This window comes from Mycolicibacterium tusciae (assembly GCF_002086795.1).
In the GTDB taxonomy this organism is placed as follows: Bacteria; Actinomycetota; Actinomycetes; order Mycobacteriales; family Mycobacteriaceae; genus Mycobacterium; species Mycobacterium tusciae.
In genome coordinates this window covers 53,342-76,782 of record NZ_MVIM01000013.1, presented here as the reverse complement: position 1 = coordinate 76,782, position 23,441 = coordinate 53,342, and the positions used below count along the sequence as shown (strand labels likewise).

25 protein-coding genes are annotated in these 23,441 nt (G+C 67.6%); 7 read left to right on the top strand and 18 right to left on the bottom strand.

The window, feature by feature from the left end:
• The 4 genes from BST47_RS21660 to BST47_RS21645 form a co-directional block, all read right to left on the bottom strand.
• Positions 1 to 1,212 (bottom strand): DUF7373 family lipoprotein, encoded by a 1,212-nt coding sequence (locus BST47_RS21660; protein ID WP_083127711.1) that lies wholly within the window; start codon positions 1,210 to 1,212, stop codon positions 1 to 3.
• Positions 1,212 to 1,688 (bottom strand): Rv0361 family membrane protein, encoded by a 477-nt coding sequence (locus BST47_RS21655; RefSeq protein ID WP_083127710.1) that lies wholly within the window; start codon positions 1,686 to 1,688, stop codon positions 1,212 to 1,214. Before BST47_RS21655 ends, BST47_RS21660 begins: the two co-directional genes overlap by 1 nt.
• 48 nt (positions 1,689 to 1,736) lie before the next feature.
• Positions 1,737 to 3,464, bottom strand: a complete 1,728-nt coding sequence (locus tag BST47_RS21650) for a serine/threonine-protein kinase PknH/PknJ (RefSeq protein ID WP_165799836.1) — start codon at positions 3,462 to 3,464, stop codon at positions 1,737 to 1,739.
• A gap of 145 nt (positions 3,465 to 3,609) precedes the next feature.
• Positions 3,610 to 4,743, bottom strand: coding sequence for an FHA domain-containing protein (locus tag BST47_RS21645; protein WP_083127708.1), 1,134 nt, complete (start codon positions 4,741 to 4,743; stop codon positions 3,610 to 3,612).
• A gap of 74 nt (positions 4,744 to 4,817) precedes the next feature.
• Here BST47_RS21645 and BST47_RS21640 point away from each other — a divergent pair, with 74 nt between their 5' ends.
• Together BST47_RS21640 and BST47_RS21635 are read left to right on the top strand one after the other, a co-directional pair.
• Positions 4,818 to 5,474 (top strand): enoyl-CoA hydratase-related protein, encoded by a 657-nt coding sequence (locus tag BST47_RS21640; RefSeq protein ID WP_083127707.1) that lies wholly within the window; start codon positions 4,818 to 4,820, stop codon positions 5,472 to 5,474.
• 118 nt (positions 5,475 to 5,592) lie between these two features.
• Entirely contained in the window at positions 5,593 to 5,805 is a 213-nt protein-coding gene (locus BST47_RS21635; protein ID WP_083127706.1) for a hypothetical protein, read from the top strand.
• Positions 5,806 to 5,827: 22 nt separating this feature from the next.
• Here the strand turns inward: BST47_RS21635 and BST47_RS21630 are convergent, their stop codons facing one another.
• The gene (locus BST47_RS21630; RefSeq protein WP_234809815.1) at positions 5,828 to 6,601 is read right to left on the bottom strand and encodes a class I SAM-dependent methyltransferase; all 774 of its coding nucleotides are present in this window, start codon (positions 6,599 to 6,601) and stop codon (positions 5,828 to 5,830) included.
• A gap of 131 nt (positions 6,602 to 6,732) precedes the next feature.
• On the opposite strand from BST47_RS21630, the gene BST47_RS21625 reads away from it, so the two are divergent.
• A complete protein-coding gene (locus BST47_RS21625; RefSeq protein WP_083127704.1) occupies positions 6,733 to 7,671 on the top strand; it encodes an amidohydrolase family protein in 939 nt (312 codons plus the stop codon).
• Here the strand turns inward: BST47_RS21625 and BST47_RS21620 are convergent.
• From BST47_RS21620 to BST47_RS21595, 6 genes are all read right to left on the bottom strand, one after another.
• The gene (locus BST47_RS21620; RefSeq protein WP_234809809.1) at positions 7,668 to 8,285 is read right to left on the bottom strand and encodes a sigma-70 family RNA polymerase sigma factor; all 618 of its coding nucleotides are present in this window, start codon (positions 8,283 to 8,285) and stop codon (positions 7,668 to 7,670) included. The two genes, BST47_RS21625 and BST47_RS21620, sit on opposite strands and share 4 nt — an antisense overlap.
• Before the next feature lie 27 nt (positions 8,286 to 8,312).
• Positions 8,313 to 9,035 carry an SDR family NAD(P)-dependent oxidoreductase gene (locus tag BST47_RS21615; protein WP_083127702.1) on the bottom strand — a complete coding sequence of 241 codons (723 nt, stop codon included), beginning with the start codon at positions 9,033 to 9,035 and terminating at the stop codon, positions 8,313 to 8,315.
• A 67-nt stretch (positions 9,036 to 9,102) separates the two neighbouring features.
• Positions 9,103 to 11,880 (bottom strand): AAA family ATPase, encoded by a 2,778-nt coding sequence (locus BST47_RS21610; protein ID WP_083127791.1) that lies wholly within the window; start codon positions 11,878 to 11,880, stop codon positions 9,103 to 9,105.
• Positions 11,881 to 11,916: 36 nt separating this feature from the next.
• Entirely contained in the window at positions 11,917 to 12,939 is a 1,023-nt protein-coding gene (locus BST47_RS21605; RefSeq protein ID WP_207568659.1) for an NAD-dependent epimerase/dehydratase family protein, read from the bottom strand.
• Complete coding sequence (locus BST47_RS21600; protein WP_083127700.1) at positions 12,936 to 13,454, bottom strand: nuclear transport factor 2 family protein; 519 nt, start codon at positions 13,452 to 13,454, stop codon at positions 12,936 to 12,938. The genes BST47_RS21605 and BST47_RS21600 overlap by 4 nt, the downstream gene beginning before the upstream one ends.
• A 40-nt stretch (positions 13,455 to 13,494) precedes the next feature.
• Positions 13,495 to 13,893 carry a hypothetical protein gene (locus BST47_RS21595; protein ID WP_083127699.1) on the bottom strand — a complete coding sequence of 133 codons (399 nt, stop codon included), beginning with the start codon at positions 13,891 to 13,893 and terminating at the stop codon, positions 13,495 to 13,497.
• A 50-nt stretch (positions 13,894 to 13,943) separates the two neighbouring features.
• Between BST47_RS21595 and msrB the strand changes: the two genes are divergently transcribed.
• Positions 13,944 to 14,405, top strand: coding sequence for a peptide-methionine (R)-S-oxide reductase MsrB (gene msrB / locus BST47_RS21590; protein WP_083127698.1), 462 nt, complete (start codon positions 13,944 to 13,946; stop codon positions 14,403 to 14,405).
• Positions 14,402 to 14,911 carry a peptide-methionine (S)-S-oxide reductase MsrA gene (gene msrA / locus BST47_RS21585; protein ID WP_083127697.1) on the top strand — a complete coding sequence of 170 codons (510 nt, stop codon included), beginning with the start codon at positions 14,402 to 14,404 and terminating at the stop codon, positions 14,909 to 14,911. The genes msrB and msrA overlap by 4 nt, the downstream gene beginning before the upstream one ends.
• Positions 14,912 to 14,920: 9 nt before the next feature.
• Here msrA and BST47_RS21580 read toward each other — a convergent pair whose 3' ends face one another.
• From BST47_RS21580 to BST47_RS21570, 3 genes are read right to left on the bottom strand one after another with little or no spacing between them, the layout of a single operon-like run.
• Entirely contained in the window at positions 14,921 to 15,367 is a 447-nt protein-coding gene (locus tag BST47_RS21580; RefSeq protein ID WP_083127696.1) for a YiiD C-terminal domain-containing protein, read from the bottom strand.
• Between the two features lie 23 nt (positions 15,368 to 15,390).
• Positions 15,391 to 16,749: a cytochrome P450 gene (locus tag BST47_RS21575; RefSeq protein ID WP_083127695.1), complete on the bottom strand. Its 1,359-nt coding sequence runs from the start codon at positions 16,747 to 16,749 to the stop codon at positions 15,391 to 15,393.
• A gap of 9 nt (positions 16,750 to 16,758) precedes the next feature.
• The gene (locus BST47_RS21570; RefSeq protein ID WP_420094053.1) at positions 16,759 to 18,132 is read right to left on the bottom strand and encodes a cytochrome P450; all 1,374 of its coding nucleotides are present in this window, start codon (positions 18,130 to 18,132) and stop codon (positions 16,759 to 16,761) included.
• 136 nt (positions 18,133 to 18,268) lie between these two features.
• On the opposite strand from BST47_RS21570, the gene BST47_RS21565 reads away from it, so the two are divergent.
• Positions 18,269 to 18,883 carry a TetR/AcrR family transcriptional regulator gene (locus BST47_RS21565; protein WP_083127789.1) on the top strand — a complete coding sequence of 205 codons (615 nt, stop codon included), beginning with the start codon at positions 18,269 to 18,271 and terminating at the stop codon, positions 18,881 to 18,883.
• Here BST47_RS21565 and BST47_RS21560 read toward each other — a convergent pair.
• Entirely contained in the window at positions 18,880 to 19,449 is a 570-nt protein-coding gene (locus BST47_RS21560) for a TetR/AcrR family transcriptional regulator (RefSeq protein ID WP_083127694.1), read from the bottom strand. The two genes, BST47_RS21565 and BST47_RS21560, sit on opposite strands and share 4 nt — an antisense overlap.
• 53 nt (positions 19,450 to 19,502) lie before the next feature.
• Here BST47_RS21560 and BST47_RS21555 point away from each other — a divergent pair, with 53 nt between their 5' ends.
• Positions 19,503 to 20,198 carry a class I SAM-dependent methyltransferase gene (locus BST47_RS21555; protein ID WP_083127693.1) on the top strand — a complete coding sequence of 232 codons (696 nt, stop codon included), beginning with the start codon at positions 19,503 to 19,505 and terminating at the stop codon, positions 20,196 to 20,198.
• A gap of 111 nt (positions 20,199 to 20,309) precedes the next feature.
• Here the strand turns inward: BST47_RS21555 and BST47_RS21550 are convergent, their stop codons facing one another.
• From BST47_RS21550 to BST47_RS21540, 3 genes are read right to left on the bottom strand one after another with little or no spacing between them, the layout of a single operon-like run.
• A complete protein-coding gene (locus BST47_RS21550; RefSeq protein ID WP_234809808.1) occupies positions 20,310 to 21,383 on the bottom strand; it encodes an MMP endo-(1,4)-3-O-methyl-alpha-D-mannosidase in 1,074 nt (357 codons plus the stop codon).
• Positions 21,380 to 22,096 (bottom strand): class I SAM-dependent methyltransferase, encoded by a 717-nt coding sequence (locus BST47_RS21545; protein ID WP_083127691.1) that lies wholly within the window; start codon positions 22,094 to 22,096, stop codon positions 21,380 to 21,382. The genes BST47_RS21550 and BST47_RS21545 overlap by 4 nt, the downstream gene beginning before the upstream one ends.
• Positions 22,090 to 23,325: an MMP alpha-(1->4)-mannosyltransferase gene (locus BST47_RS21540; RefSeq protein ID WP_083127690.1), complete on the bottom strand. Its 1,236-nt coding sequence runs from the start codon at positions 23,323 to 23,325 to the stop codon at positions 22,090 to 22,092. Before BST47_RS21540 ends, BST47_RS21545 begins: the two co-directional genes overlap by 7 nt.
• Positions 23,326 to 23,441: the final 116 nt, after the last annotated feature.

Below are 23,441 nucleotides of genomic sequence, written 5' to 3'. Positions count from 1 at the left end.
CTACCCGCCCAGCATCAGGTACTGGGCCGCGATCTGCTGATGGGCGTTGTTCAGATCGCGGGCAACCGCTTTGAACGTGTACCGGTCCTTGGTGCCGACACACCAGTGCCGCGCTATCAGTGAATTCGCGTCTTCCGTGCGCACGCACCGGCTGCCCGCGAGGCCCGGCACCTGGGCGGCGGCTTGGCCCGCCTGGCGCTCTACGACGTCGTCGCCGAGGGTCTGCGCAAGCTGTTGCGCGGCCGCGCCGTCACGGGCCTGATAGAGCGTCGTCTGGCTGACCGCCACGGTGTCGACCCCGGCGTCCTGCATCGCCGTGCCCACTTGAATCGGGTTGTCCTCCAACTGCAATGCCGCTGCCGGGTCGTAGTCGGCGTCCGACATCGTGTCACCCTGCCCGGGTTTGATCGGTACGGTCCGGGCCAGCAGACCCGACGGGTCCCGCGGCAGCGCCGCCAGCGGCGCCGGCTCGGTGCGGACGAACGTGTCGATCAGTGGGCCCTGCAGATCGAGGATGCGGCCCGCCAGATCGGCGGCCCGATCTGGCGTGGCGAACTGGACCACCTGGATCAGGACGTACGGCCCGCGGGAACTGACGACAGTCAGCTCGTCCACGCTGGCGGTGCCCTCGAGACGTTTCATCAGCGCGCCGGTCGCCTCGGGGTGACCCGGAATCGGCACCGCCCGCATCGGTTCCGTCATGGCCGCGCTGGCGCCACCGTCGACGATGTTCAACGCCCCTGACGCCAAGCCCTCGGCCGCCTCCGTTGCGGTCTGCGGAAACGGATACTGCAGGACCGCATTGCGCAGCAGTGTGGCGTCGCCCGGATTGGCCGACGTCCGTTCACTGACGAAGCCGGCGACCAGCGGCAGCGAGGGGAACCTGGCCAGCATCGCCGGCCAGACCACCTGCACGACCTCATTGCGGCGCTGCAGGACCTTTGCGGGCGAGGCCCCGATCTGGGTCAGCGCGGGGTCGACCTGCCACGGCCCGACGACGAAGCCGGCCATCCGCCTGCCCTCGACAAGCTGTCCCGCCTCATCGGTGCCCGCCTGTCCCAGGGGTGGCCGTGGTGTTGTGGGGTAGGAGCCGGGGTCGAGCGCCGACGGGTCGACCGTTGGTGCCGTCCCCTGCACCGGTGTGCCGTCGACGGTGCTACCACACGCGGCCAGCAGCAGCGCGACCGTCAACGCCGCCAAGGCGATTCGCACTACCGCACACCACTGGGCATGCAGACGCGCCATCCGTCCTCGCGGACCAGCTTCAGGTCGAGGGTCTTGCGCCCCAGCAGTTCGTTCTGGGCATCGACGTTCGCCGTCGCTTCGTCCCCGAGGATCTGCACACTGTTCACGGTCATCGTCGTCAAGCCTTGATCGATGCGGGTTTTCTTCGTCATGTCCATGACCGGGCCGGTGTACTGGGCTCGCCACGACGGGCACATCAGCTCCAGATAGGCATCCCAGTTCTGCGTGTTGTACGCCTGCTGAAAGGCCATCACCGTCTCACGCACCTGGTCGTCGTCGGACGGTGCGGTGGTCGTCGTCGTGGTGGTGGCCGCCACCGAAGACTGTGTCGACTCCGCGGTGCTCTCCTGGTCGACGGGAGTCTCGCCGCGAGAGCACGCCGCGCCCATGAGAACCGTGACAAGCATCGCTCCGATGACCGCGGATACTTTACGTGACGCCATTGACGGCAAACCTCCTGGCTGACAAAAGTTTTCGATGGGTTTCGGTGGTCACTGTTGCCGGGGCACCTTGTTGGCGGTGGCGGTGATCAAGGCCCCGACATCGCCGGTGCCAGGCGGTCGGCATTGACGGATGTCGATCAGCACGTTGCCGCGGGTGGATATGCCGTGCTGGCAGACCGCGTCGCCGGCACTGGAGGTCGCGTCCAACACGAATGCGCCGGCGTTGTTGGTGGGCTGCCCGAACGTCCACTGCAGCGGTGGCTCGCCCGCCGGAGTGATGGTGACCGTCTTGCCCGCGCAGGCCTCCCAGTCCTGACGCTGCAGCTGCAGCGAGATACCGGCGCCGCTCGGATCGGGAAACGACACCACCGCCTGAATGACGCTTTCCTGGGTGATCTTTCGGTACAGCGCACGCAGCGTCTGCACCGCGACCCCGGCGATGCGCGTCTGGCTGTACACCGGCTGTTGTGCCGGCGCCCATGCACCCAGGCACTGCTGATTGTCGATGGTCGCCGAGTCGTTGAGGAGTTCGGTGCCGTCCGATTCGAGGACCACCGCGGTCTCGCCGGTGTTGCCGGGAATCTCGTTGCCAGTCAACAAGATCGAGCGTAGGCCCGAAACGGGCACGTCGGTGGCCGGTGGTCCGGCCACGGTGGTCGGGACCCCGGATGTCGATCCGCTCTGCGAGGTGGGTGACGCCGCATCGTCGGACGGCCACGCCACCACCGTCACGGTGGCAGCGACCAGCATCGCCACCGCGGCCGCCGCGCCGATGACCACCGCGCGCCGACGGCGCCGCGGTGCGACAGGCACCGGGGTGGACGGCCCAAATCCCGGTCCCGACTGACCCGGTGGCGGTCCGCCGGGCATCCAGGGCGTGCCGGAGTCCGCGCGCGGGTACGAGCTGACCTCCGCGCCGGATACCGGTGCCAGCAACGTCGGGTTCTGTTGTGCGCGTGGGTCATACAGTGCCGCCCCGGCGGCGGCCGCCAACGCGCTGGCCGAACCGAACCGCTGCCTCGGATCCTTGGCCATCGCGACGGCGATCACCTGGTCGAGCGCCGGCGGCAGCGAGGGCACCACGTCGGTGACCCGCGGTGGCGGTTGCTGCAAGTGGGCCATCATCGTGGCCGCCGGCCCGTTGGCGCCCGAATACGGTGTCTTGCCGGTCAGCAGCCGATACAGGGTGCAACCAAGTGAGTAGATGTCGGCGCGGCCGTCGAACTGCATGCCCGACAACACCTCTGGGGCGGCGTAGGCGATGGTGGCCATGACCGACCCGGTGGCGGTCAACCCGACGTCGTCCAGCGCGCGGGCGATGCCGAAATCGCCGAGCAGCACCCGCTCGTTGGCGTCGGCAGGTCCCGACAGCAGAAAGTTGGCCGGCTTGATGTCGCGGTGCACGACGTTGCGGCTGTGCGCGAAATCCAGTGCCTTGGCGACCTCGGAGACGATGTGCACGGCACGAGGCGGGGTCATCTTGCCATCACGCAGTGCGGCGTCGGCGTCGGTACCGTCGACGAACTGCATCGCGATCCACAACTGCCCGTCGTCGGTCTGGCCCCGGTCGTAAACCGACACGATCTGTGGGTGATCCAGTGATGCGGCCACGTCGGCTTCGCGCGTGAAGCGCGTCCGGAAGTCGGGGTCACGCGAGAGTTCTCGGGAGAGCACCTTGAGCGCGTCGCGGCGGGGCAAGGTGGGATGTGCGGCCAGATACACCGAGCCCATCCCGCCGGCGCCCAGTTCCCGCTCGATGCGGTAGCCGCCCACCATCGAGCCGTTGGTCAGCACTGGCGGGCCCCCCGATGCTCATCTCTATGGATGCACCCCGCCGCATTCATGCTCAGCAGTATCACGTACGGGCGCAGGCGGCGTCTTCGCGCCCGGTGGGGATGCGGTGGCATCTGGGTCCGTCCGCTCAGCGGTTGGTGATGCGGACAAGGACGCTTTCCAGCGCCGAGGACACCGCGGCCGATACCTCCCGCTCTGCTTCAACCGCGTTCACGGCATCGACGTCGACGGCGCAGGCCGCTGCGGTTTCCTCGACGCTGAGCAGGGCCCGGTGCCGCGCGGCGTACAGGCGCTGCCCCAGCGTGGCGGCGGGGGCGGTCGCCGCGTGGCACATCAGGTCGCTGTAGGTCCGGCGCACATCGGACAGCGCCAGCAGGATCTCGAGGGCCGGCGCGCTGCGCGCGGCGTTGGCGGTGGTGGCGTGCAGCCGGCGCAGCTGCGCCAGCAGCTCGGCTACCTGCACGGCGAAATCCGGGTCGTCGACCGGCGGCAGGGCCGCGATCCGCGCGCTCATCCCGTCGAGGGCGATCTTGGCGTAGTCGAGCATCACCTCCAGCTGCACGGAGTCCGACAGTGTTCCGGTGTCGTCGTCGTCGGGGATCTCACCCCCTCGGGACACCAGGGGAATCGTGCCCGACGGCCAGCGCAGGGCCCGTTCGATCTTGTCGCGGGTGCCCTGGGGAGGCCAGGTGCGCCCGCGCTCGAAATCCTCCAACTCGCCCACGCTGACGCCGCTCTCGTCGCTGAGGCGGCGTGCCGAGTAGCCGAGCTCTTCGCGGCGCGCGGTGACCGCCGCACCGGCCCGGGCGATGTCAGGGCCGTCCTGCGCTCCGGGCGGGGGGCCGGCGACGGCCTTCTCCGGCTGCGCGATGGTGTCGTCAGTGGTGCGTGCCGGCATCACGCCGGTGGCCATCATCGTGCCCGCATCGGGGTCGATGAACGAGAACCGCACCGCGATGCCCTCGCGGTGACCCAGGTGCAGCGTCATGCCGTCCGTCACGGGCACGTTGGAGACCCGTTCGCCGTTGAGGAACACGCCGTTGGTGCTGGCTTCGTCGACGACCACCCACTGCGCGCCCCTCGACTCGATCCGCGCGTGCGTTCGGGAGATGCGCGTGTCGTCGATGCGCAGCTGCGCGGGGAGCTCCCTGCCGATGAACACCGGGCCCTCACCGGGGCGCAGCACCTCGTCCACCCTCCCGAACCGCACGATCACGATGGGCAGGCCCGGCTCATCGCGGGGGGACTGCGGCGCAGACATCGTCTATTTCCTTCCAGGCGTCGGGTGGGCCACCGTCCGATTCTGACAGCAGGCACGAGTGGTGTAATCGGCAGATGACCGGCCTCGACCGCAACGGTGCGGTTTTCGTGCTCACGCTCGGCGACGACGAGAACCGCTTTCACCCCGATCGACTCGCCGCGATCAACACCGCGCTCGACGAGGTCGAAGCCGCCGAGGGCGCCAAAGCCGTCGTCACGACCGGCCTCGGCAAGTTCTACTCCAACGGGCTGGATCTGGATTTCATGGCGAGCAACCCGGACGCCTCCGAAGCGAACCTGGTGGACGTTCATCTGATGTTCGCCCGTGTCCTGGCCTTTCCGGCACCGATCGTCGCCGCCGTACAGGGCCACGCGTTTGCCGGCGGCGCGATGCTCGCACTCGCCCACGACCAGATCGTCATGCGGGCCGACCGGGGGTTCTTCTGCCTTCCAGAGGTTGACCTCGGCATTCCGTTCACCCCCGGCATGAACGCGCTGATTCGCTCGCGGCTACCGATCGCAACCGCTCACGAAGCGATGACGACCGCACGGCGCTATGGCGGTGAGGACGCCCGGTCGGCCGGCATCGTCGCCGCCACCGCGGGTGAAGGCGCGGTGCTCGACGTCGCGATCGCCCGGGCCGAGGCGCTCGCACCGAAGGCCGGCGCGGTGTTCGGGGCGATCAAGGCCCGGCTCTACGGCGAGGTCATCGCCGAACTCAAGGCGGTCTGATTCCGCCGATCGGGGGACACCGGATTCATCCGGTAGGCGGTCCGATCATCGGACAGACGCGTGGACCGTTGCGCGGCATCGTTATGCGCAACACGTCAAGGACATCGGGAGAATCCACATGCACGTCTTCACGCGCTACATCGCCACCTACATCGTCGTCCCCGCCGGACTGATCGGCGCGTTCGCACTGGGAACGGCGGTCAACGCCGAAGCCGCACCGGTGCACAACAACTGGCAACCGAGCGTCGTGGCCACCCCGACCGTCAAGGCGCCGACCGCCGCCGGCCCGGGCACCAGCCACAGCACCCGCCGACACCTGCTCGGGTACTGAGCCCGCTCAGAAGTCAGGGAGCTCAGAACGCGTAGCGGTGATACTGCGCCATGTAGCGCAGCGACCGCGCCAGCGACATCACATCGGCCATCGCGCGGTAGTACCAGGCGACGTCCTGGAACGTCGCCGAATCGAATGGCGACTCCCACGCCAGTAGCCGCACGCCGGGAACCGCACCGACGATGTCGTCGGGCCGGTTGATCCCCCAGTGCAGCGTCGACCCGGACCGGCGAACCACCGCGTTCATCCACTGCGATTTGATGCCCAACCGGTTGAACGCGTCGAACTGCAGTTCCCCGCTGGGGAAGGTGTCGACGACGCGCCGCAACAATGCGACACCGTCGGACTCGGTGAGATACATGGTCAGTCCCTCGGCGATCATCAGCGTCGGCCGGTCCGAGCGCACCTCGGTGAGCCACGCCGGATCTGTCACCGAGGCGGCGATGACGTGATAGTTGTCGCGGCCCGGGAAGAGTTGGCGACGCAGATCGGCGACCTCGGGATAGTCGATGTCGTACCACTGAACGCCGGGACCGGGATCGAGTCGAAACGCGCGCGCGTCCAATCCGCAGCCGAGGTGTAGGACGGTGGCTTCGGGATGGACCGCGAGAAATTGCCTGGCCCAGCTGTCGAAATGGGCGCTGCGGGTGGTGACCGACGGCGAATTGGCCTTCGTGATCGAGGTCTTCGACCAGTCGTAGTCGATGCGGTCGACGATCTCCCTGGCGAACCGATCGCCGAGTATCGGCTTGGGCAGGTCGGCGTCCAGCGCTTTGGCGTACAAGGTGGCCAGCATGGTCTGCGGTGCACCGGAAAGGTCGACGTGCAGTTTCTCGCTCACGGTTCCGAGGCTAACCGCGGCGCGATCCAAATCGCCAGCCGTTGAACACTGTACGGCGCGGCGTTCAACGAATAGCGTTGACATACATGCGGATCGACGTTCACGCCCACTACTGGACCGACCGATATCTCGACCGGCTCGCCGCTCTCGGCAAGACCGACACCGCGACCCAGCGAGGTATCGGCGCAGGCGGTGGCGCCGAGCTCGATGCGCGGCTGCGGTTGATGGATCGCGCGGGCATCGACATTCAAGTGCTGTCGGCAGCCCCGCAGTTGCCTTACGGCCCCGACACCGAGCGGGCCGTCGCGGCGGCTCACTACGTCAACGACGAGTATGCCGCCGTCGTCACCGCACATCCCGACCGCTTCCGCGCCTTTGCCGCCATACCTCTGCCGGACGTCGATGCCGCGATCGCCGAAATAACGCGTGCTACAGATGAATTGGGAATGGTCGGGGTAACGATGAACACCAGCGTGCTGGACCGCGCGATCACCGATCCGGACTTCGAGCCGATTTTCGCCGAACTCGATACCCGCGGCGCGGTGCTGTACCTGCATCCGGCGGGCAACGGCGCCTGCTCCCCGCTGGTGACCGAACACCACATCACGTGGATGGCAGGCGCGCCGTTCGAGGACACCATCGCCGCGCTGCAGCTGATCACTTCCGGTCACCTGCAACGGTATCCCGGCGTGAAGATCATCTGCTCGCATCTGGGAGGCGCGCTGCCGATGCTCACCCGCAGGGCCGACGATCACCTCGCGTGGGAGGCGCCCGGCACTCCGGAGCCACCCAGCCAGGCGGTACATCGGCTGTGGTTCGACACGGTGAGCCACTGCCACGAGCCCGCATTGCGTTGTGCCATAGACACTTTTGGTGCCGACCGGATACTGTTGGGCACCGATTTTCCGTACGAGGACGGCGATACGTTCGTGCGCGCGGTCGAGTACGTGATGGATGTCGCCGATCCCGGTGAAGCGCACGCAATCCTCGACGCCAACGCCATGGCGTTGTTCCACCTCGCCTAGGCGGCCATCGCGATGTCCTCGGTCAACACCGTCTCCAAGGTCGCCAGGTCACCCGAGTGCGTGGCCACCGTCAGCGCCACCACCATCCGCTTCTGCTCGGCGCCCGTGGGCTCCTCACGGCGTTCTGCGACGAGGCGTTTGCGCGCACGGCTGACGAGTTGGCGTGCGTTCGCCTGCGTCACCTCCACGATCCTGGCGATCTCGGCGTACGAATAGTCGAACGCCTCGCGCAGCACGTAGGCCGCGCGCTCGGGCGGGGACAGCCGTTCGAGCAGAGTGAGCGCGGCGAGTTCCAGTGCCTCGCACTGCTCGATACGACGCTGCGGGTCTGCGTGGGGATCCACCGGATCGGGCAGCCACGGGGCCGCGTGGGTTTCGTGACGCGCACGCGCCGACTGCAGTGCGTTGATGCAGAGCCGCTTCGTGGTGGTGGTCAGGAACGCCGGCGGGTCGAGAACGACGTTGCGATCGCAGGTCTGCCACCGCACCCACGCGTCCTGGACGATGTCCTCCGCTGCGGCGCTGTCGTTCAGGATCCGAAAGGCGATGCCGAACAGACGATCACGGCACGATGAGAACGTCACTGCGGCGTCCTCGACGCTTTGGTGCGACATGCTCATTCCTTCCGCTGGACGGGGCCGTCAAACCGCCGCGCCGCCGCCGTCGGCGTGCAGCGTCGAACCGGTGATGAAGCTGGCCCGCGGCGAGGCCAGAAACAGCACCGCCTCGGCGATTTCCGCGGCATGCGCAGTACGGCTCAGCGGTAGCGCCCGGCCGAGTTCCTCGTTGGTCTCGCCCCATTCGGCGGCCACCCCTTCGGTGCGGGTCGGCCCGGGCGCGACGCTGTTGACGCGCACCCCGTGCTTGCCGAACTCGGCGGCCCAGGTGCGGGTCAACGATTCGAGCGCCGCCTTGGAGGCGCTGTACACCGACGCCCCGGGAACACCCTTGGACGCGACCATGGAGGTGACGTTGACGATGCTGCCGCGGCCACGTTCGAGCATTGCCGGGACCAGGCCCGCGATCAGGAAGTACGCACCGCGGACGTTGGTGTCGAAAATCGATTCGAATGCAGCGAGTTCCTGGTCGACGGTGGCGGCGCCGGCGAAGTTCGCGGCGTTGTTCACCACGATGTCGACGTTGCCCGCCTGGTCGATCAGTGCGTGCACCGAGTCCATGTCGGACAGGTCGGCAGGCACGAAGCGCGCGTTGTCACCGATCCGCGCCGCCGCCGCACCACCACGTGCACGGTCGCGTCCGGAGATGATGACCTCGGCGCCCTCGGCCGCCATCAGGCGTGCGGCCTCCCACCCGATACCGGCCGTACCACCGGTGACCAGGACTTTCTGATTCGCAAGTTCCATCAACTCAGTCTGTCGACCGAGGTGGACCACGGGACCCTTGAAAGTCCGTAGTCATTCCATGGTCCGGCTAGGTGACCGCGGGTCGCCCCCGCAGCTGCCGACGGGATTTGATGCCGAGCTTGGCGAACACCTTGCGCAGATGCCATTCGACGGTGTGGGCGCTGATGAACAGCTGCGCGCCGATCTCCTGATTGGTCAGGCCGGCGCCGGCCAGCTGCGCGATCTGCCCCTCCTGCGCCGTCAGCCCGTCGCCCGTGCCGATCGCACGCTTCTGGGTCTTCTCACCGGTGACAAGCAGCTCGCGGCGGGCCCGCTCGGCGAAGCTCTCGGATCCCATACGGACGAACATGTCGTGCGCGGTGCCCAGCTGCTCGCGGGCGTCGACCCGCCGATTCATGCGGCGCAGCCACTCCCCGAACACGAGATGCGAACGCGCAAGGTAGACCTTCATCCCGGTGCGACCGAGCCGTTCGATTGCCTCGCGGTAGAGCGCCTCAGCGGTCTGGTCGTCGGCGGCGAGCGCCCGGCAGCGGGCCAATGTGCCCAGCGCCCAATCCGTTTCGGCGACGGCCTGCGTCTCCATCAGCGTGACTCCGCGGGCGGCCGCTTCCCGGTCGCCACACCGGACACCCGCCTCGATGAGTTCGGCGAGCGCCAACCGGTACGGGCCCAGGTCCTCGTGCTCACACGCCCGCTTCGCCGCGGTGAGCGCTTCTTGATAACGGCCGAGCCCGTTGTTGAGGATCGCGGTGAAGCACCCGAGCAAGCCGATGACCCTGCCCTCGCCGCGGGACGCCGCCAGTTGCGCCGTCGCCTCGATCATCCGCACTGCCTCGTCCTCGGCGCCGCGCCAGACGGTGAGGGAGATGGCGTGGTAGCGCACCGGCGCCAATCCCATTGCGGCGGAGATCGTGTTGGCCTCCTCGATCAGCGCCGCGGCCGCATCGAACTCGCCCGCGAACACGTGGGTGCCCGCACGTGTCGCCAGCGCCAGCGGGAGCATCGCGAGCGCACCCGATTCGCGCGCCAGGCGAACCGCGGTGGTGCCGACGTCGTGCCACATGGCGTCGTCCCACAATTCCCCAGCGGCGCATTCCTGCGCAATGGGAAAGCCCTGCCAGAACGATCGCATCACGTCGTCGTCGGTGTGCTGTGCCGCCTCGAGCACCTTCGTCATGGCGGTGCGCAACGTCGGCAGGCTCGCAGCGTGGCCGGCTGTGAACCGCATCGCCAAGCCGTCCAGCAGCAGATCGTGCGGGCGTGCCGGTTGCGGGCCTACAGGCGCGTGGCGCGCCGGTTCGGCGACGACGATGGGGCCGCCGTGCGGGCACAGCCGACCTGCGTACATCGCGGCACCCAGCGCGTCGAGGTAAGTCTCGCGAGCCAACGCGTCGTCGAGTCCTTCCAGACCCCTGGCGGCATCGAGCAATTCCAGCGCGGTGTCGGCGACCGGCGCAGCACCCTCCATGCCGCCGCGACTCTCGACGAAGGAGATCCTCGCGCGCAGCCGTTGGGACCTGGCCCGCTGCAGGGCGTCCAGCGGGCTCATCTCGGCGATTGCCAGCAGCCCATACGCCGCGTCCGACGACGTGGCCGCGAACTTCGCCTCGGCGGCGGCCAGCGCCCTGGCTCCTCGGCGCGCCGGGTCCGATGTCAGTTCGGTGGCCCGCTCCAGGAACGCGGCCGCGGCGGCGACACCTCCTCTGGCGGCCGCGCGGTCGGCGGATTTCTCGAGTTCGTCGGCGACATCGTCATCGGTGCCGAACGCGGCGTTGGCGCCGTGCCAGGCCCGGCGATCCGGATCGGAGTTCGGATCGGTTTCCTCGGCGAGTGCGCGGTGGGCCTGGCGGCGATCGTCGACGTCGGCGGCGAAGTAGGCGGCCGAGCGCATCAGCGGATGGCGGAAGCGGACCCTGGTGCCTATCTCGATGAGTCCCTCGGCCTCTGCATGCGCGGCGTCGTCGGGGGTGATCCCCATCCGGTGCGCGGCCCGGATCAACAGGGCCTTGTCGCCGACGGGCTCTGCCGCCGCGGCCAGCAACAGCTTCTGCGTCGGCGCCGGCAGCGACTTGACCCGCCGCACGAAGCTCTGTTCGAGGTGATTCGACGGGGCGCGCGCGTCCGGGCGACCGTAGCCGCCCTCGGCTGCGGCGGGATCACGGGGCAACTCCAACAGCGCCAGCGGATTGCCGCGCGCCTCGGCGATGATCCGTTCCCGCACCCGCTCGTCGAGGCGGCCACGAATAACGGTGTCCAACAGGGCTCGTGAGTCCCCGTCGGACAGACCGCGGATCTCCATCTCTGGTAACCCGGTCAACTCGTCGGCAACGGTGCTGCGCACCGCGAACACCAGCGCCACCGGCTCGGCCAGCAGCCGGCGCGCGACGAACGCGAGCGTCTGCGCAGAGACCTGGTCCAGCCATTGGGCGTCGTCGACGATGCAGATCAGCGGTCGGTCCGCGGTGACCAAGGCGAGCAGGCTCAGCACCGCGAGGCCCACCAGGAAGCGGTCCGGCGGCGGTCCCGCGCTCCGGCCGAACGCCGTGGCAAGCGCATCGCGTTGCGGCGCGGGCAGGGCATCCAGACGGTCCAGCATCGGGGCGCACAGCTGGTGCAGACCCGCGAAGGCGAGTTCGACCTCGGCCTCGGCACCGGCTGCGCGCGCGACATGGAACCCGGCGCCGCGCTCGGCGACGTAGTCCAGCAATGCGGTCTTGCCGACGCCCGCCTCGCCGCGCAGCACGACGACCCGGCTCTCACCCCTGCCGGCAGCCTCGACTAGACGGTCCAGCTCCTCGCACTCGTCATGTCGGCCGCGCAGGGGATGTTCCACACCGCCTGCCATGTACACCGCCGTTGATCTTGAAGGGCGGCCTTCAGATTAGCCTGCGCTGCCATCCGATCGCGATTTGGTCTTGCGTCTGGCCTCCCGCAGCCCGACCCAGAAGCGCGCCGCTTCCCGGATCGACTCCTCGACGGGTCGGGGCTGCCATCCCAGCTCCCGCTTGGCCTTGTCACACGCCACGGGCGCCTCGGCTCGCATGAGACGCAGCGACCCCATCGACAGTTGTTCGTCGGTGCCGCGCAGCTTGGCCTTCGCGCTGCCGAGTGCGGCCATCGCATACGACACCGGCAGCGGAATCGACTTGGTCGGTGCGGGCACCCCGGCCGCCTCGGCCGCGATGCGCACCACCTCGGCGTTGCTGATCATCTTGTCCGAGATCAGATAACGCTCGCCGATCCGGCCTTTCTCGGCGGCCAGCAGCAGTGCCCGCGCCGCGTCGTCGATACCGACCGCTTCGAGCTCGATCTTGTCCATCACGAACGGCAACTTTCCGAACGCGGTGCCGGCGATGAGCGCGCCGTGGGGGGTCATACCCCAGTCGCCCGCGCCGTACGTCGTCGACACACACATCGCGACGGCGGGCAGGCCATAGTCACGCGCGTACTGCAGCACGAGTTTTTCTGCCTGGACCCGGGAGCGAACGTACGGCGTCAGGCCCCTCTCGACGACGATGTCGTCCTCGGTGGCGATGCGCCCGCGCTTTCGGCCGACGGTGACGTAGCTGCTGGTGAAGACGAACCGATGCAGCCCAGCATCTTTCGCGATCTCCAGCACGTTGCGGGTGCCGTCGACGTTGGTGTGGAACAGCGGCGCGGGATCGCGCAGCCAGCCGCGGGTGTCGACAACGCAGTAGTAGACGTCCTCGACGCCGGCCATCGCTTCGCGCAGGGTCTGGTTGTCCCAGATGTCGCCGATGAACCGTGTGACATCGAGGTCGTCGATGCCGATCGTGTTGGCCCCGTCGCGCACCATGACACGCACATCGCCGCCCAAGGCGGCGAGCTGGCGGGTGACGTGCGAGCCCAGATAGCCGTTGGCGCCGATGACCAGTGCGGTCACTTCTGCCCGCCCGATTGCCCGCCGAACTGCTTCATCCATTCGGCCGCTTCGTCGGGCAGCGTGCCAAGTTCCTGCGCCTTACGGCACCACTTCACCGCGGCCCTCACGAACCGCAACGGGTTGTAGATGTCCTCCTGACGGCGCCACAGCCCGTCGCCCGCGTACGTGATGATCGAGATGTTGGTGGCCGTGATGATCGTGCCGTCGCCGGGGTCACGCATCGGATTGTCGAGCTCGCAGATGACCCGTCCGGTTGCCTCGTCGAACACCGACCACAGCGACGGAAACGACGTCATGTAGCTGCCCGGGAAGCTCTCCATCGTCTGCCAGATCCAGGGGCGCACCTCGTCCCGACCGCGCATGGTGCCCGCCGCGTGCTCGACGTAGAGGACGTCGGGTGTGTACTGCTCAACCCAGGGATCCCAGTCGCGGGTCTGCGCCGCGCGATCGACCGTCGCTTCGAACTTCTCGAACGCCGCGACCAACTCGTCGCGGCTGAAAGTGCTGCCAGTCACACCAGAACTAGAACACGTTCTACTAAGGTTTGTCGAGCAGTCAGGACACGCTGAGAACCCGCCGGTCACCGAGCGGGCCGGCCAGCGGCACCTCGACGGTGCCGGATACCGCGATCATGATGCAGGCACGGCCGACCGCCTCGGGCCGCGTGCCGGAAAGCAACTCGACGCTGACGGTCTCGGCGGTCTCGGTGACGGTGGCATGCACGCCGTAGCACTCTGGTGTTCCGGTCGTGAAGTGCACGGCGACGGCGTCATCGCCGGAAACGCGGCTGAACGAGTCGGCGGGCATCGGATGGGCGTCCACGATCGCCGGATTGTCGACGAAGACGACTCCTGCGGGTCCCTGTCGTTCCGGCAATACCGTCGTCTCCGCGGATGCCGCAGGTGCGACCCAAACGGCGCCGACGACAGCGGCGAGGGCAAGGCTGGTACGCATCACACTTCCGTAATCTCCGCACGGAACAGCGCCGTTACCCGGGCCGTTATATGAGCGTGCAATACAACAAGAATCCCGCCGCGGTCAGTGCGTTGTCGCCGGAGCAGTATCACGTCACCCAGGAGAACGGCACCGAGCGCCCGTTCACCGGCGAGTACTGGGACAACCACGAGCCCGGCATCTACGTCGACGTGGTGTCCGGCGAACCGTTGTTCGCCTCGGTCGACAAGTTCGAGAGCGGCACCGGCTGGCCGAGCTTCACCCGGCCGATCGAGGACGCGAACGTGGTCGAGAAAGTTGACCGCACCCTGTTCATGAAGCGCACCGAGGTCAGGTCGGCACAGGGCGACAGCCATCTCGGGCACGTGTTCACCGACGGCCCGCGATCCGAGGGTGGGTTGCGCTACTGCATCAACTCGGCTTCGCTGAGGTTCATCCACCTCAATGATCTGGACGCCGAGGGTTATGGCGACTACAAGAGGCTCTTCGAGAAGAAGGAGGCACAGGCATGAGTGAGTACAGGAAGGCGATCCTGGCCGGCGGCTGCTTCTGGGGCATGGAGGATCTGATCCGTAAGCAGCCCGGGGTGGTCGACACCCGCGTCGGCTACACCGGCGGCGAGAACGCGAACGCGACGTACCGCAACCACCCCGGTCACGCCGAGGCCATCGAGATCGTCTACGACCCGGCGCAGACCGACTACCGCGCGCTGCTCGAGTTCTTCTTCCAGATCCACGATCCGACGACGAAGAACCGGCAGGGCAATGACGTCGGCACGAGTTACCGCTCGGCGATCTTCTACCTCGACGACGAGCAGAAGGCCGTCGCGCTGGACACCATCGCCGACGTCGACGCGTCGGGGCTGTGGCCCGGCAAGGTCGTCACGGAAGTGACTCCCGCAAGCGACTTCTGGGAGGCCGAGCCTGAGCACCAGGACTACCTGGAGCGCTACCCGAACGGCTATACCTGCCACTTCCCCCGGGCCGGCTGGAAACTGCCGAAACGGAGCACCGTCTAGGAGGCGCGGCTACTTCCCGTGGGCCCGGAGCTGATAGAGCCCACGGGTGCGGGCCACAGTCTGGCCGGCTTCATCACGGACGACGGCGTCCAGCATGAAGTCGGCCTTTCCGTTCTCCGCGGCTTCGGTTTCGACGCGACGTAATTCGTCCTCGTCCAAGGTCGCTTCGGCGCGCAGGTCACTGCGCGCGGCCGCGGTGAACTCGATGTCGAGTTTCTTCACCAGCGGGTAATACTTGGCGGCATCGAAGCTCGCGATCGCGATGATGCCGCCCAGAATTTCGGCGACGGTGAACTCGACTCCGGCGTACACGACGCCGAAGTGATTGCCGTTGCCCTCCAACGGCACGGTGGCCGCGGCATAACCGCGGCGCGCCTCGACGGCCTTGATCCCGAGCTTGTGCGCAGCGGGGATGGTGGCTTCCATGCCGCCGTTGATCATCTCGACCAGACTCATGGGACGAAACTAGCCCATGCGCGTCACCGCCGGCGCACGGTGACGAGCCCGCCGTCTTTCGGAGTGAAGGCGATGCCGCGGAAGTGGATCTTCTCATCAGGGGCATCGTCGGTCTCAATGACGAAGTGCCGCAGAATGGTTCGCAGCACGACGTCCATCTCGACGTTGGCGAACGCCGCCCCGATGCAGCGGCGGGTGCCACCGCCGAACGGTATCCACGCCGTCGGGGTCCTGGTGCCCAGGAACCGGTTCGGGTCGAAGCGCTCGGGGTTCGGGAAGGTGTCGGGGTTGGCGTGCACGTTGCCGATCGAGACGATCACCGTGTAGCCGTGCGGAACCCGCCATTCGCCGAGATCGAAGTGCGGCGCGACGACGTGGCGACCGGAGAAGTCGATGACGGTCCGGTTCCGTTGCAGCTCAACGATTGTGGCCTGGCGGTACTCGTTACCGCCCTCGTCGTTCTCCTCCACCAGCTTGGCGAGGACTTCGGGATGACGGCGCAACCGCTCGAACGCCCAGCCCAGGGTCGACGCGGTCGTCTCGTGCCCGGCACCCAATAGGGTCAGTAGTTCGTCGGAGATGTCCTGGTGCGACATCGGGGTGCCGTCCTCGTATCGGCTGCGCAGCAGCAGCGCCAGGATGTCGGTGCGGTCCTCGAGTCGCGGATCGGCCTCGGCCTTTTCGATCAGCGCGAACACGGTGCAATCGAAGTTTCGACGGAACTCCGCCAGCCGGCCCCACGGGCTGTACCGCCCGGTGCCGAACGGGGGCTCGGGCAGCGTGGCCATTCGCGACGCCAGCTTGGCCCACGGCGGGATGATCTCGCGCAAGTAGTCCAGTTGGGCTCCGTCGGCGCCGAATACCGTGCGCAGGATGACATTCAGCGTGATCCTGTTCATCGGCTCGAGCGTCGCGAACTCGCGCCCCTCGGGCCACGTCGCGGTCTCGCGCAGGGTCTCCTCTTCGATGACCTTTTCGTAGTTCCTGATGCTCTGCCCGTGGAACGGCGGCGCCAGCAGCTTGCGGCGCGCCCGGTGCTCCTTGTTGTCGAGTGCGAACACCGACCCGGGCCCGAAGATCCTGCTGAGGTTCGGCTTCACATTGATCAGCTCGTCGGTGCTCGCCAGGAACACCTTCCGCACCAGCGCAGGGTCGGAGACCACAACGCTACGGCCGAAGAACGGGACGTTGATCGCGAAGACGGGGCCGTGGCGCTTCAGCGTGGTGCGCAGGAAGAAGCGCCGAAAGCCGGCGAGCAGCACCCCTTGCGCCACCTTCGGCAGCCGCACCGCCGGTGGCATCTTGGCCGACGGCGCCTCGGCGGCTTCGGTGTCGTCGGTGCCGTTGGTGTCTTCCATGTCGCTGATCGCCGCGTCCGTCATTGCTTTCTCCTAGCCCAGCGGGGTCTCGCGGCGGTGCACGATGATGCGCCCGCCATGCTTTGGGGTGAAGGCCACACCGCGCGAGTGCACCTTCTCGCCGGGCGCCGTCGTCGCGTCGATCACGAAGTGCCGCAACACCGTCCGCAGCACCACGTCCATCTCGACGTTGGCGAATGCCGCGCCGACGCACCGCCGGGTGCCGCCACCGAACGGGACGAACGCGAACGTCGGCGGCCTGGACCCGATGTAGCGCTGCGGGTCGAAACGATCCGGTTCGGCGAAGTCCTCGGCACGGTTGTGCAGTTGCGCTATCGCGACCACGATGGACGTGCCCCGCGGGATCACCCAGTCGCCGAGCTGGAATGTCGGCGCGTAGACGTGTCGGCCCGCGAAGTCGATGACGGTGCGGGCCCGCTGCACCTCCAGGATGGTGGCCTGCCGGTACTCGTTGTCGTCGGTCGCGGCCTCGTCGACCAGGGCGGTCAGCACCTCCGGATGACGCGTGACGCGCTCGAACGCCCATCCGAGGGTGGACGCCGTCGTTTCGTGCCCGGCGGCCAGCAGCGTCAACAACTCGTCGCCGATGTCGCTGCGTGACATCTCCGACCCGTCCTCGTACGTGCTGCGCAGCAGCAGTGCGAGCACGTCGTCGCGGCTGTCGAAGTTCGGGTCGGCTTTGACGTGGTCGATCAGCCTGCCGATGACGTCGTCGTACCGGCGCCGGTATTCGGCGAGCCTGCCCCAGGGGCTGAACCGGCCGTAGTCACGCGTCGGCATAGGCACCACGGCCAGTCGCGAACCGAGCGTGACCCACGGTGGAATGATGCGCCGCAGCTCGTCGAGCTGTTGCCCGTCGGCTCCGAACACCGCTCGCAGGATCGCGTTGAGCGTGATCCGCATCATCGGCTCGAGCGTCGGGAATGCTTGGCCCTCTGGCCAATTCGCCGACTCGCGCAGCGTCTCCTCTTCGAAGATCTTCTCGTAGTTCTTGATGCTCTTACCGTGAAACGGTGGCGTCAGCAGCTTGCGGCGCCTGCGGTGGTCGGCACCGTCGAGCGCGAACACCGATCCGCTGCCGAGCACCCTCGACAGATTTGGCTGGACGTTGCCTACATCGTCGGTGCTGGCCGTGAACAACTGCTTGGCCAACTGCGGGTCGGCGACGATGACGGTCTCGCCGAACATGGGCAGGTTCATGGTGAAGACTTCGCCGTGGCGGCGAGCGATCCGCTCGTACACCCAGTTTCGCGAGACGATGTAGCCGGCGCCCTGCACCCACTTCGGCAACCGCGGGCCTGGCGGCATCCTGACGGCGCTGGACGTTACGGCGGGCCTGTCGAGGATCTCAGTCCCCACCGCGTCGCGCGTGGGCCCATCGCTCATGGTGCACTCCCAAGCCATCTCGCCAGGACGACAGAGTCCTGGAACTACGGCGGACTGGTACTACGGTGTACCGCAGGTTCGTGTAGTACGGTACCGGTTAGTACCAGCAATGTGCAAGAGTCCGGAGGGAGGCGACGTGACGGCAGCGCTCGGCCAGCGTGATTCGCAATCCGAAGCGCAGGGGACCGACCCGTTTCGCGACCGCTTACTCGACGGCATGGCGGCGTCGATCATCGAGCGCGGTTTCCGCGACACCACCGTCGCGGACATCGTCCGGCATGCCCGCACCTCGAAGCGCACCTTCTACGCGCAGTTCGCCAGCAAGGAAGACTGCCTGATCGAGCTGCTGCGCCGGAACAACGAGACCCTGATCACCAACATTCGCAACGCCGTCGACCCGGAGGCGGACTGGCAGGAGCAGATCCGCCAGGCCGTCGGCGCCTACGTCGGCCACATCGAAGCGCGGCCGGAGATCACGCTCGCCTGGATCCGCGAGCTTCCCGCGCTGGGCGCCGTGGCTCAGCCGCTGCACCGCGTTGCGATGGAACACCTCACCGACATGCTGGTCGATCTCAGCGACAGTCCCGGATTCCGTCGCGCACAGATCGCACCGATCTCCCGGCCGCTGGCGCTTATCGTGCTCGGTGGTCTGCGTGAGCTGACCGCCCTGTTCGTCGAGGCGGGCCACGACATACAGGGCATCGTCGAGCCGGCCATCGTCGCATCGACGGCGATCCTCGGCCCTCGCTAACCGAGCATCAGCCGCGCAGACTTCTCCAACCGCTGCGCGATCTCGGCGTACGATGCGTAACCCATTCCGGCGCGCACCAGCGCACCGGAGTACAGCATTTCCAGCGAGTCGACGACGTCGGGATCGACGGCGGGTCCGAGCGCAGCGGTCAGCCGGTCACGGATGTCACGCCCGATGCGCAGCCGCAGCACCTCGACGTCGGGATCCCGGCCGAGCAGCGCATTGGTTACCGCACAAGCGAATTCGGGTTCGTCGGCGACCAGCAGGGCGATGTGCCGGAGCACCTCGGTGACCCGCGCCGCCGGGTCATCGGAACCGTGGCTCGCCGGCGGCGAGGCGGCGAGACGGCGCCAGAAGACCTCGGCGACCAGATGCTCTTTGGACGAGAAATACGTATAGGCGGTGGCCGCTCCGACTCCTGCCTCGGCAGCCACGCGGCGCACGGTCAGGCCGGTGAAACCATCCCTGCTGAGGAGCTCGACCGCGGCCCTTCCCAGGCGATCGACGGTGTCGGCCTGCTTGGCGGTCAGACGGCGCCGAGTCGACTCCAGGGTCGTGTCGGACACATGTCCGGACGCTACTACAACTGCCCTTGACCAGCAACGGTAGGTTGGCCCCCATGAGCACTACCGATACTGCGCTCCCCGAGGGCGGCGACACCGCCCTGCCCGAGGCCGCTGCCCGCCTGTTCGCGCTCGCCGACGAGGTGACCGGCTTCATGCCCGCCGACGAGGGGCGCACGCTGTACGACACCGCCGTCCGCTACCTGGGCGACGGTGTCGGCGTGGAGATCGGGACCTACTGCGGTAGATCGACGGTTCTGCTCGGTGCCGCGGCGCAGCAGAGCGGCGGCGTGGTCTTCACGATCGACCACCACCACGGTTCCGAAGAGCACCAGCCGGGGTGGGAGTACCACGACGAGTCGATGGTCGACCCGGTCACCGGATTGTTCGACACGCTGCCGACGCTGCGTCACACGCTTGATGCCGCGGGGGTGGACGACCATGTCGTCGCGGTGGTCGGCCGGTCGACGACGGTGGCCCGAGGGTGGCGAACTCCGTTGCGGCTGTTGTTCATCGACGGCGGTCACACCGAGGAGGCCGCCCAGCGCGACTTTGACGGCTGGGTGCGGTGGGTGCTGGTCGGCGGCGCGCTGATCATTCACGACGTGTTCCCGAACCCCGACGACGGCGGCCAGGCGCCGTACCACGTCTACCGCCGCGCGCTGGACACCGGCGATTTCCGCGAGGTGTCGGCGACCGGGTCGATGCGGGTGCTGGAGCGGGTGTCCGGCGTACCCGGCGAGGCCTTGTAACGGCTGGCGGGCTGGATCAGCCGCGCGGTCCTGTGCCCTAACGGGTTGATCGGACGCACGTGGTGCTGGTAATCAACCCGTTAAGCGCGCTGAGCTTGCCGTAGGACCGCGCTAGCGGTCGCTGGTCGCGCACTCGCAGTCGTACTCGCCCACGAGGCCGCGCGGCAGATCGGCGCCGCGGAAGATGCCGTTGGCCGGCGTCGTGCGCGACAGCGCGTCGGCGGCGAGAATCATCGCCGCGCCGGTCCACGTGGTGCGTTCCACCGGCCACCGTTTGCCGTCGGCGTAGACGAGGCCGGTCCAGTAGGAGCCGTCCTCTTCACGCAGGTGGTGCATCGCCGCGAATTGCTCGTGTGCGCGGGCCGTGTCGCCGATCGCGTCCAAAGCCATTACCAGCTCACAGGTTTCGGCCCCGGTGACCCACGGCCTGTCGTCGACGCAGCGGATACCGAGGCCGCCGACGACGAAGTTGTCCCACCGTTCGTCGATGCGTGCCCGAGCGGCGGCACCGCGCATCGCGCCACCTAGCACTGGGTAGTACCACTCCATCGACCAGCGGTCCTTGGTCACGAAGGCGTCCGGATGCTCGGCGATCACGTGGCCGAGACGACCCACCGCGAGCTCCCACTCGGGCTGCGGATCCCCGAAGTAGTCCGCGAGCGCCAGCGCGCAACGCAGGCTGTGATAAATACTCGAGCATCCGGTGAGCAGTGCTTCGGGCTCGAGCCCGTTCGAGCTTCTGGCCCAGGAGATTTCGCCACCGCTGAGCTGCATGTCGAGCACGAAGTCGACAGCCTTGGTCACCACCGGCCACATCTTCTCGGCGAATCGGCGATCGCCGGTGATCAGCACGTGGTGCCACACCCCGGTCGCGATGTAGGCACAGAAATTGCTGTCGCTGTTGGAGTCCTCGACCACGCCGTTGCGGAATTGGATGGGCCATGAGCCATCGGGGCGCTGCGTCCTGCGGCACCATTCGAACGCGCGGCGGGCCGGTTCCAGGAGTCCGGCCGTCGTCAGTGCCATCGCGTTTTCCACGTGATCCCACGGGTCGGTATGGCCGCCCTCGAACCACGGGATCGCTCCCGAGGACTCTTGGGTGTCTGCGATCGACTGGGCGGTTTGGCGGCACTGCGCAGGCGTCAGGACGCCGGCTACTCCTGGGATGTCACGACTCAACGTCAAACCACCGGCTTCTCGAAGTACATCGCGACGCTCTTACCGATCAGCGGGTTGAGCACCGACTCCGCGGTGCGCGTCAGCCAGGGCCGGCTCATCATGTCCCACACCAGCAGCTTGTGGTACGCGGTCACCGCGGGATGATCCGACTTCTCCGTTCCAACAGCACATTTCAGCCACCAGTACGGTGCGTGCAGCGCATGTGCATGGTGCGTGCCGGTGAGCCGCAGGCCGTGGGCGAGCACCTTGTCGCGCAACACGTCGGCCTTGTAGATCCGGATGTGCCCGCCCTCGTTGGCGTGATACTCGTCGGAGAGGATCCAGCACACCTTCTCAGGCAGCCAGCGCGGCACCGTGATCGCCAGCGAGCCACCCGGTTTGAGCACGCGGACCAGTTCCGAGATCGCCCGGTCGTCCTCGGGCACGTGCTCGAGGATCTCCGAGGCGATCACGCAGTCGAAAGTGCCTTCGGCATAAGGAAGATCGAGCGCATCGCCCTTGACCGCCTGGGCTGTCGCCGACGCCGGGGCCTCGCCCTTGTCCTTCATGGCCTGCAGGATCTCGTCGACGTCGTTGAGGTCCTCGACGCTCTGATCGAAGCCGATGACGTCAGCGCCACGGCGGTACGCCTCGAAGGTGTGCCTACCTGCGCCGCACCCGACGTCGATCACCTTGGTACCCGCGCCGACGCCCAGTCGGTCGTAATCAACGGTCAGCATTCGGCGACTCGCTCACGTGCTTGTTCGTATACCGCAACCGTCTGCGCGGCAACGGATTCCCAACTGAAGACATCCAGCGCGCGCTGGCGGCCATTGGCTCCGAGGCGGCGCAGCTCCAGCGGCGAGTCGAGGAGTTCGGCCAGCACGCTGGTCAACTCGTCGACATCGGCCGGAGTGACCAACCTGGCGCAGTCACCGTCGGCGCCGACGACCTCGGGCAGCGCCCCCGCGCGGCTGGCGACGATCGGTGTGCCGCTGGCCATCGCCTCCACCGCCGGCAGCGAGAAGCCCTCGTAAAGCGAAGGGATGCAGGCGACTTCAGCGGATGCCAGCAGGTCGGCGAGCTCGGTGTCGGTTACCCCGCTCGAGCTGTGCACGATGTCGGAGATGCCGAGTTCGGCGATCAGCTTCTCGGTCGGTCCGTTGGGCTCGAGCTTGGCGACGAGCTGCAGTTCGAGGTCACGTTCCACGCGCAGCCTCGCGACGGCGTTCAGCAAGTGTGCGACGCCCTTGAGCGGGACGTCGGCGCTGGCGATCGCGATGATGCGGTTGCGCACCCGCCGCTCGGACGGCTTGAACAGTTCGGTGTCCACGCCGAGCGGTACGACGTGCAGCTGATCCGGCGACACCCCGAAGTCCTCGGCGATATCGGCGGCCGACGTCGACGAGACGGTCAGCAGTTCGGGGATGCGCCTCGCGACGTCCTTCTGCATCTCGGCGAAGCCGTACCAACGGCGCACCAGCGGCTTGCGCCACCAGGGTGCCGCGGACACGTCCAGCACGCGGTCCCGCGTGATCGGGTGGTGCACGGTCGCCACCACCGGCAGGCCGAGGTCGGCGATCTTCAGCAGACCAGAGCCGAGGCACTGGTTGTCGTGGACGACATCGAAGTCGTCGAGGCGCTCGGCGAGCGCACGGGCGGCGCGCAGGCTGAACGTCTTGGGCTCGGGGAACCCGGCGGTCCAGGTCGTCAGCAGCTCGCGCAGGTCGATGGTCGTCTTGATCTCGTTGGGCCACGGGATGCGGAACGGGTCCGGTTCGCGGTAGAGATCCAGGCTCGGCACCTTGGTCAGGCGTACCCGGGGATCGAGGCCGCCGGGGTACGGCTGGCCCGAGAACACCTCGACGTCGTGCCCGAGCTCGACGAGGCCGCGGGACAGGTGGCGGACGTAGACCCCTTGCCCGCCACAGTGGGTCTTACTTCGATAGGACAGCAGTGCGATGCGCATGTTCAGCTCACGCCGATGTGCGCAGGCGGACACATCCAGGTCCGGTGAGCAGGACAAATCGTGTCACTCAAGTACTCCGAACCTCTCTGGACATGTGTCCAGACTATAGTTTGACT

Bases quoted from the DNA above. Each gene is read 5' to 3' on its own strand.
- BST47_RS21640 (WP_083127707.1), top strand. From the start codon at position 4,818: ATGACCGGCCTCGACCGCAACGGTGCGGTTTTCGTGCTCACGCTCGGC.
- BST47_RS21630 (WP_234809815.1), bottom strand. From the start codon at position 6,601: ATGCTGGCCACCTTGTACGCCAAAGCGCTGGACGCCGACCTGCCCAAG.
- BST47_RS21650 (WP_165799836.1), bottom strand. From the start codon at position 3,464: ATGGTGGGCGGCTACCGCATCGAGCGGGAACTGGGCGCCGGCGGGATG.
- msrB (WP_083127698.1), top strand. From the start codon at position 13,944: ATGAGCGTGCAATACAACAAGAATCCCGCCGCGGTCAGTGCGTTGTCG.
- BST47_RS21545 (WP_083127691.1), bottom strand. From the start codon at position 22,096: ATGCTGACCGTTGATTACGACCGACTGGGCGTCGGCGCGGGTACCAAG.
- BST47_RS21655 (WP_083127710.1), bottom strand. From the start codon at position 1,688: ATGGCGTCACGTAAAGTATCCGCGGTCATCGGAGCGATGCTTGTCACG.
- BST47_RS21595 (WP_083127699.1), bottom strand. From the start codon at position 13,893: ATGCGTACCAGCCTTGCCCTCGCCGCTGTCGTCGGCGCCGTTTGGGTC.
- BST47_RS21635 (WP_083127706.1), top strand. From the start codon at position 5,593: ATGCACGTCTTCACGCGCTACATCGCCACCTACATCGTCGTCCCCGCC.
- BST47_RS21625 (WP_083127704.1), top strand. From the start codon at position 6,733: ATGCGGATCGACGTTCACGCCCACTACTGGACCGACCGATATCTCGAC.
- BST47_RS21580 (WP_083127696.1), bottom strand. From the start codon at position 15,367: ATGAGTCTGGTCGAGATGATCAACGGCGGCATGGAAGCCACCATCCCC.
- BST47_RS21555 (WP_083127693.1), top strand. From the start codon at position 19,503: ATGAGCACTACCGATACTGCGCTCCCCGAGGGCGGCGACACCGCCCTG.
- BST47_RS21575 (WP_083127695.1), bottom strand. From the start codon at position 16,749: ATGACGGACGCGGCGATCAGCGACATGGAAGACACCAACGGCACCGAC.
- BST47_RS21645 (WP_083127708.1), bottom strand. From the start codon at position 4,743: ATGTCTGCGCCGCAGTCCCCCCGCGATGAGCCGGGCCTGCCCATCGTG.
- BST47_RS21540 (WP_083127690.1), bottom strand. From the start codon at position 23,325: ATGCGCATCGCACTGCTGTCCTATCGAAGTAAGACCCACTGTGGCGGG.
- BST47_RS21620 (WP_234809809.1), bottom strand. From the start codon at position 8,285: ATGTCGCACCAAAGCGTCGAGGACGCCGCAGTGACGTTCTCATCGTGC.
- BST47_RS21570 (WP_420094053.1), bottom strand. From the start codon at position 18,132: ATGAGCGATGGGCCCACGCGCGACGCGGTGGGGACTGAGATCCTCGAC.
- BST47_RS21610 (WP_083127791.1), bottom strand. From the start codon at position 11,880: ATGGCAGGCGGTGTGGAACATCCCCTGCGCGGCCGACATGACGAGTGC.
- BST47_RS21615 (WP_083127702.1), bottom strand. From the start codon at position 9,035: ATGGAACTTGCGAATCAGAAAGTCCTGGTCACCGGTGGTACGGCCGGT.
- msrA (WP_083127697.1), top strand. From the start codon at position 14,402: ATGAGTGAGTACAGGAAGGCGATCCTGGCCGGCGGCTGCTTCTGGGGC.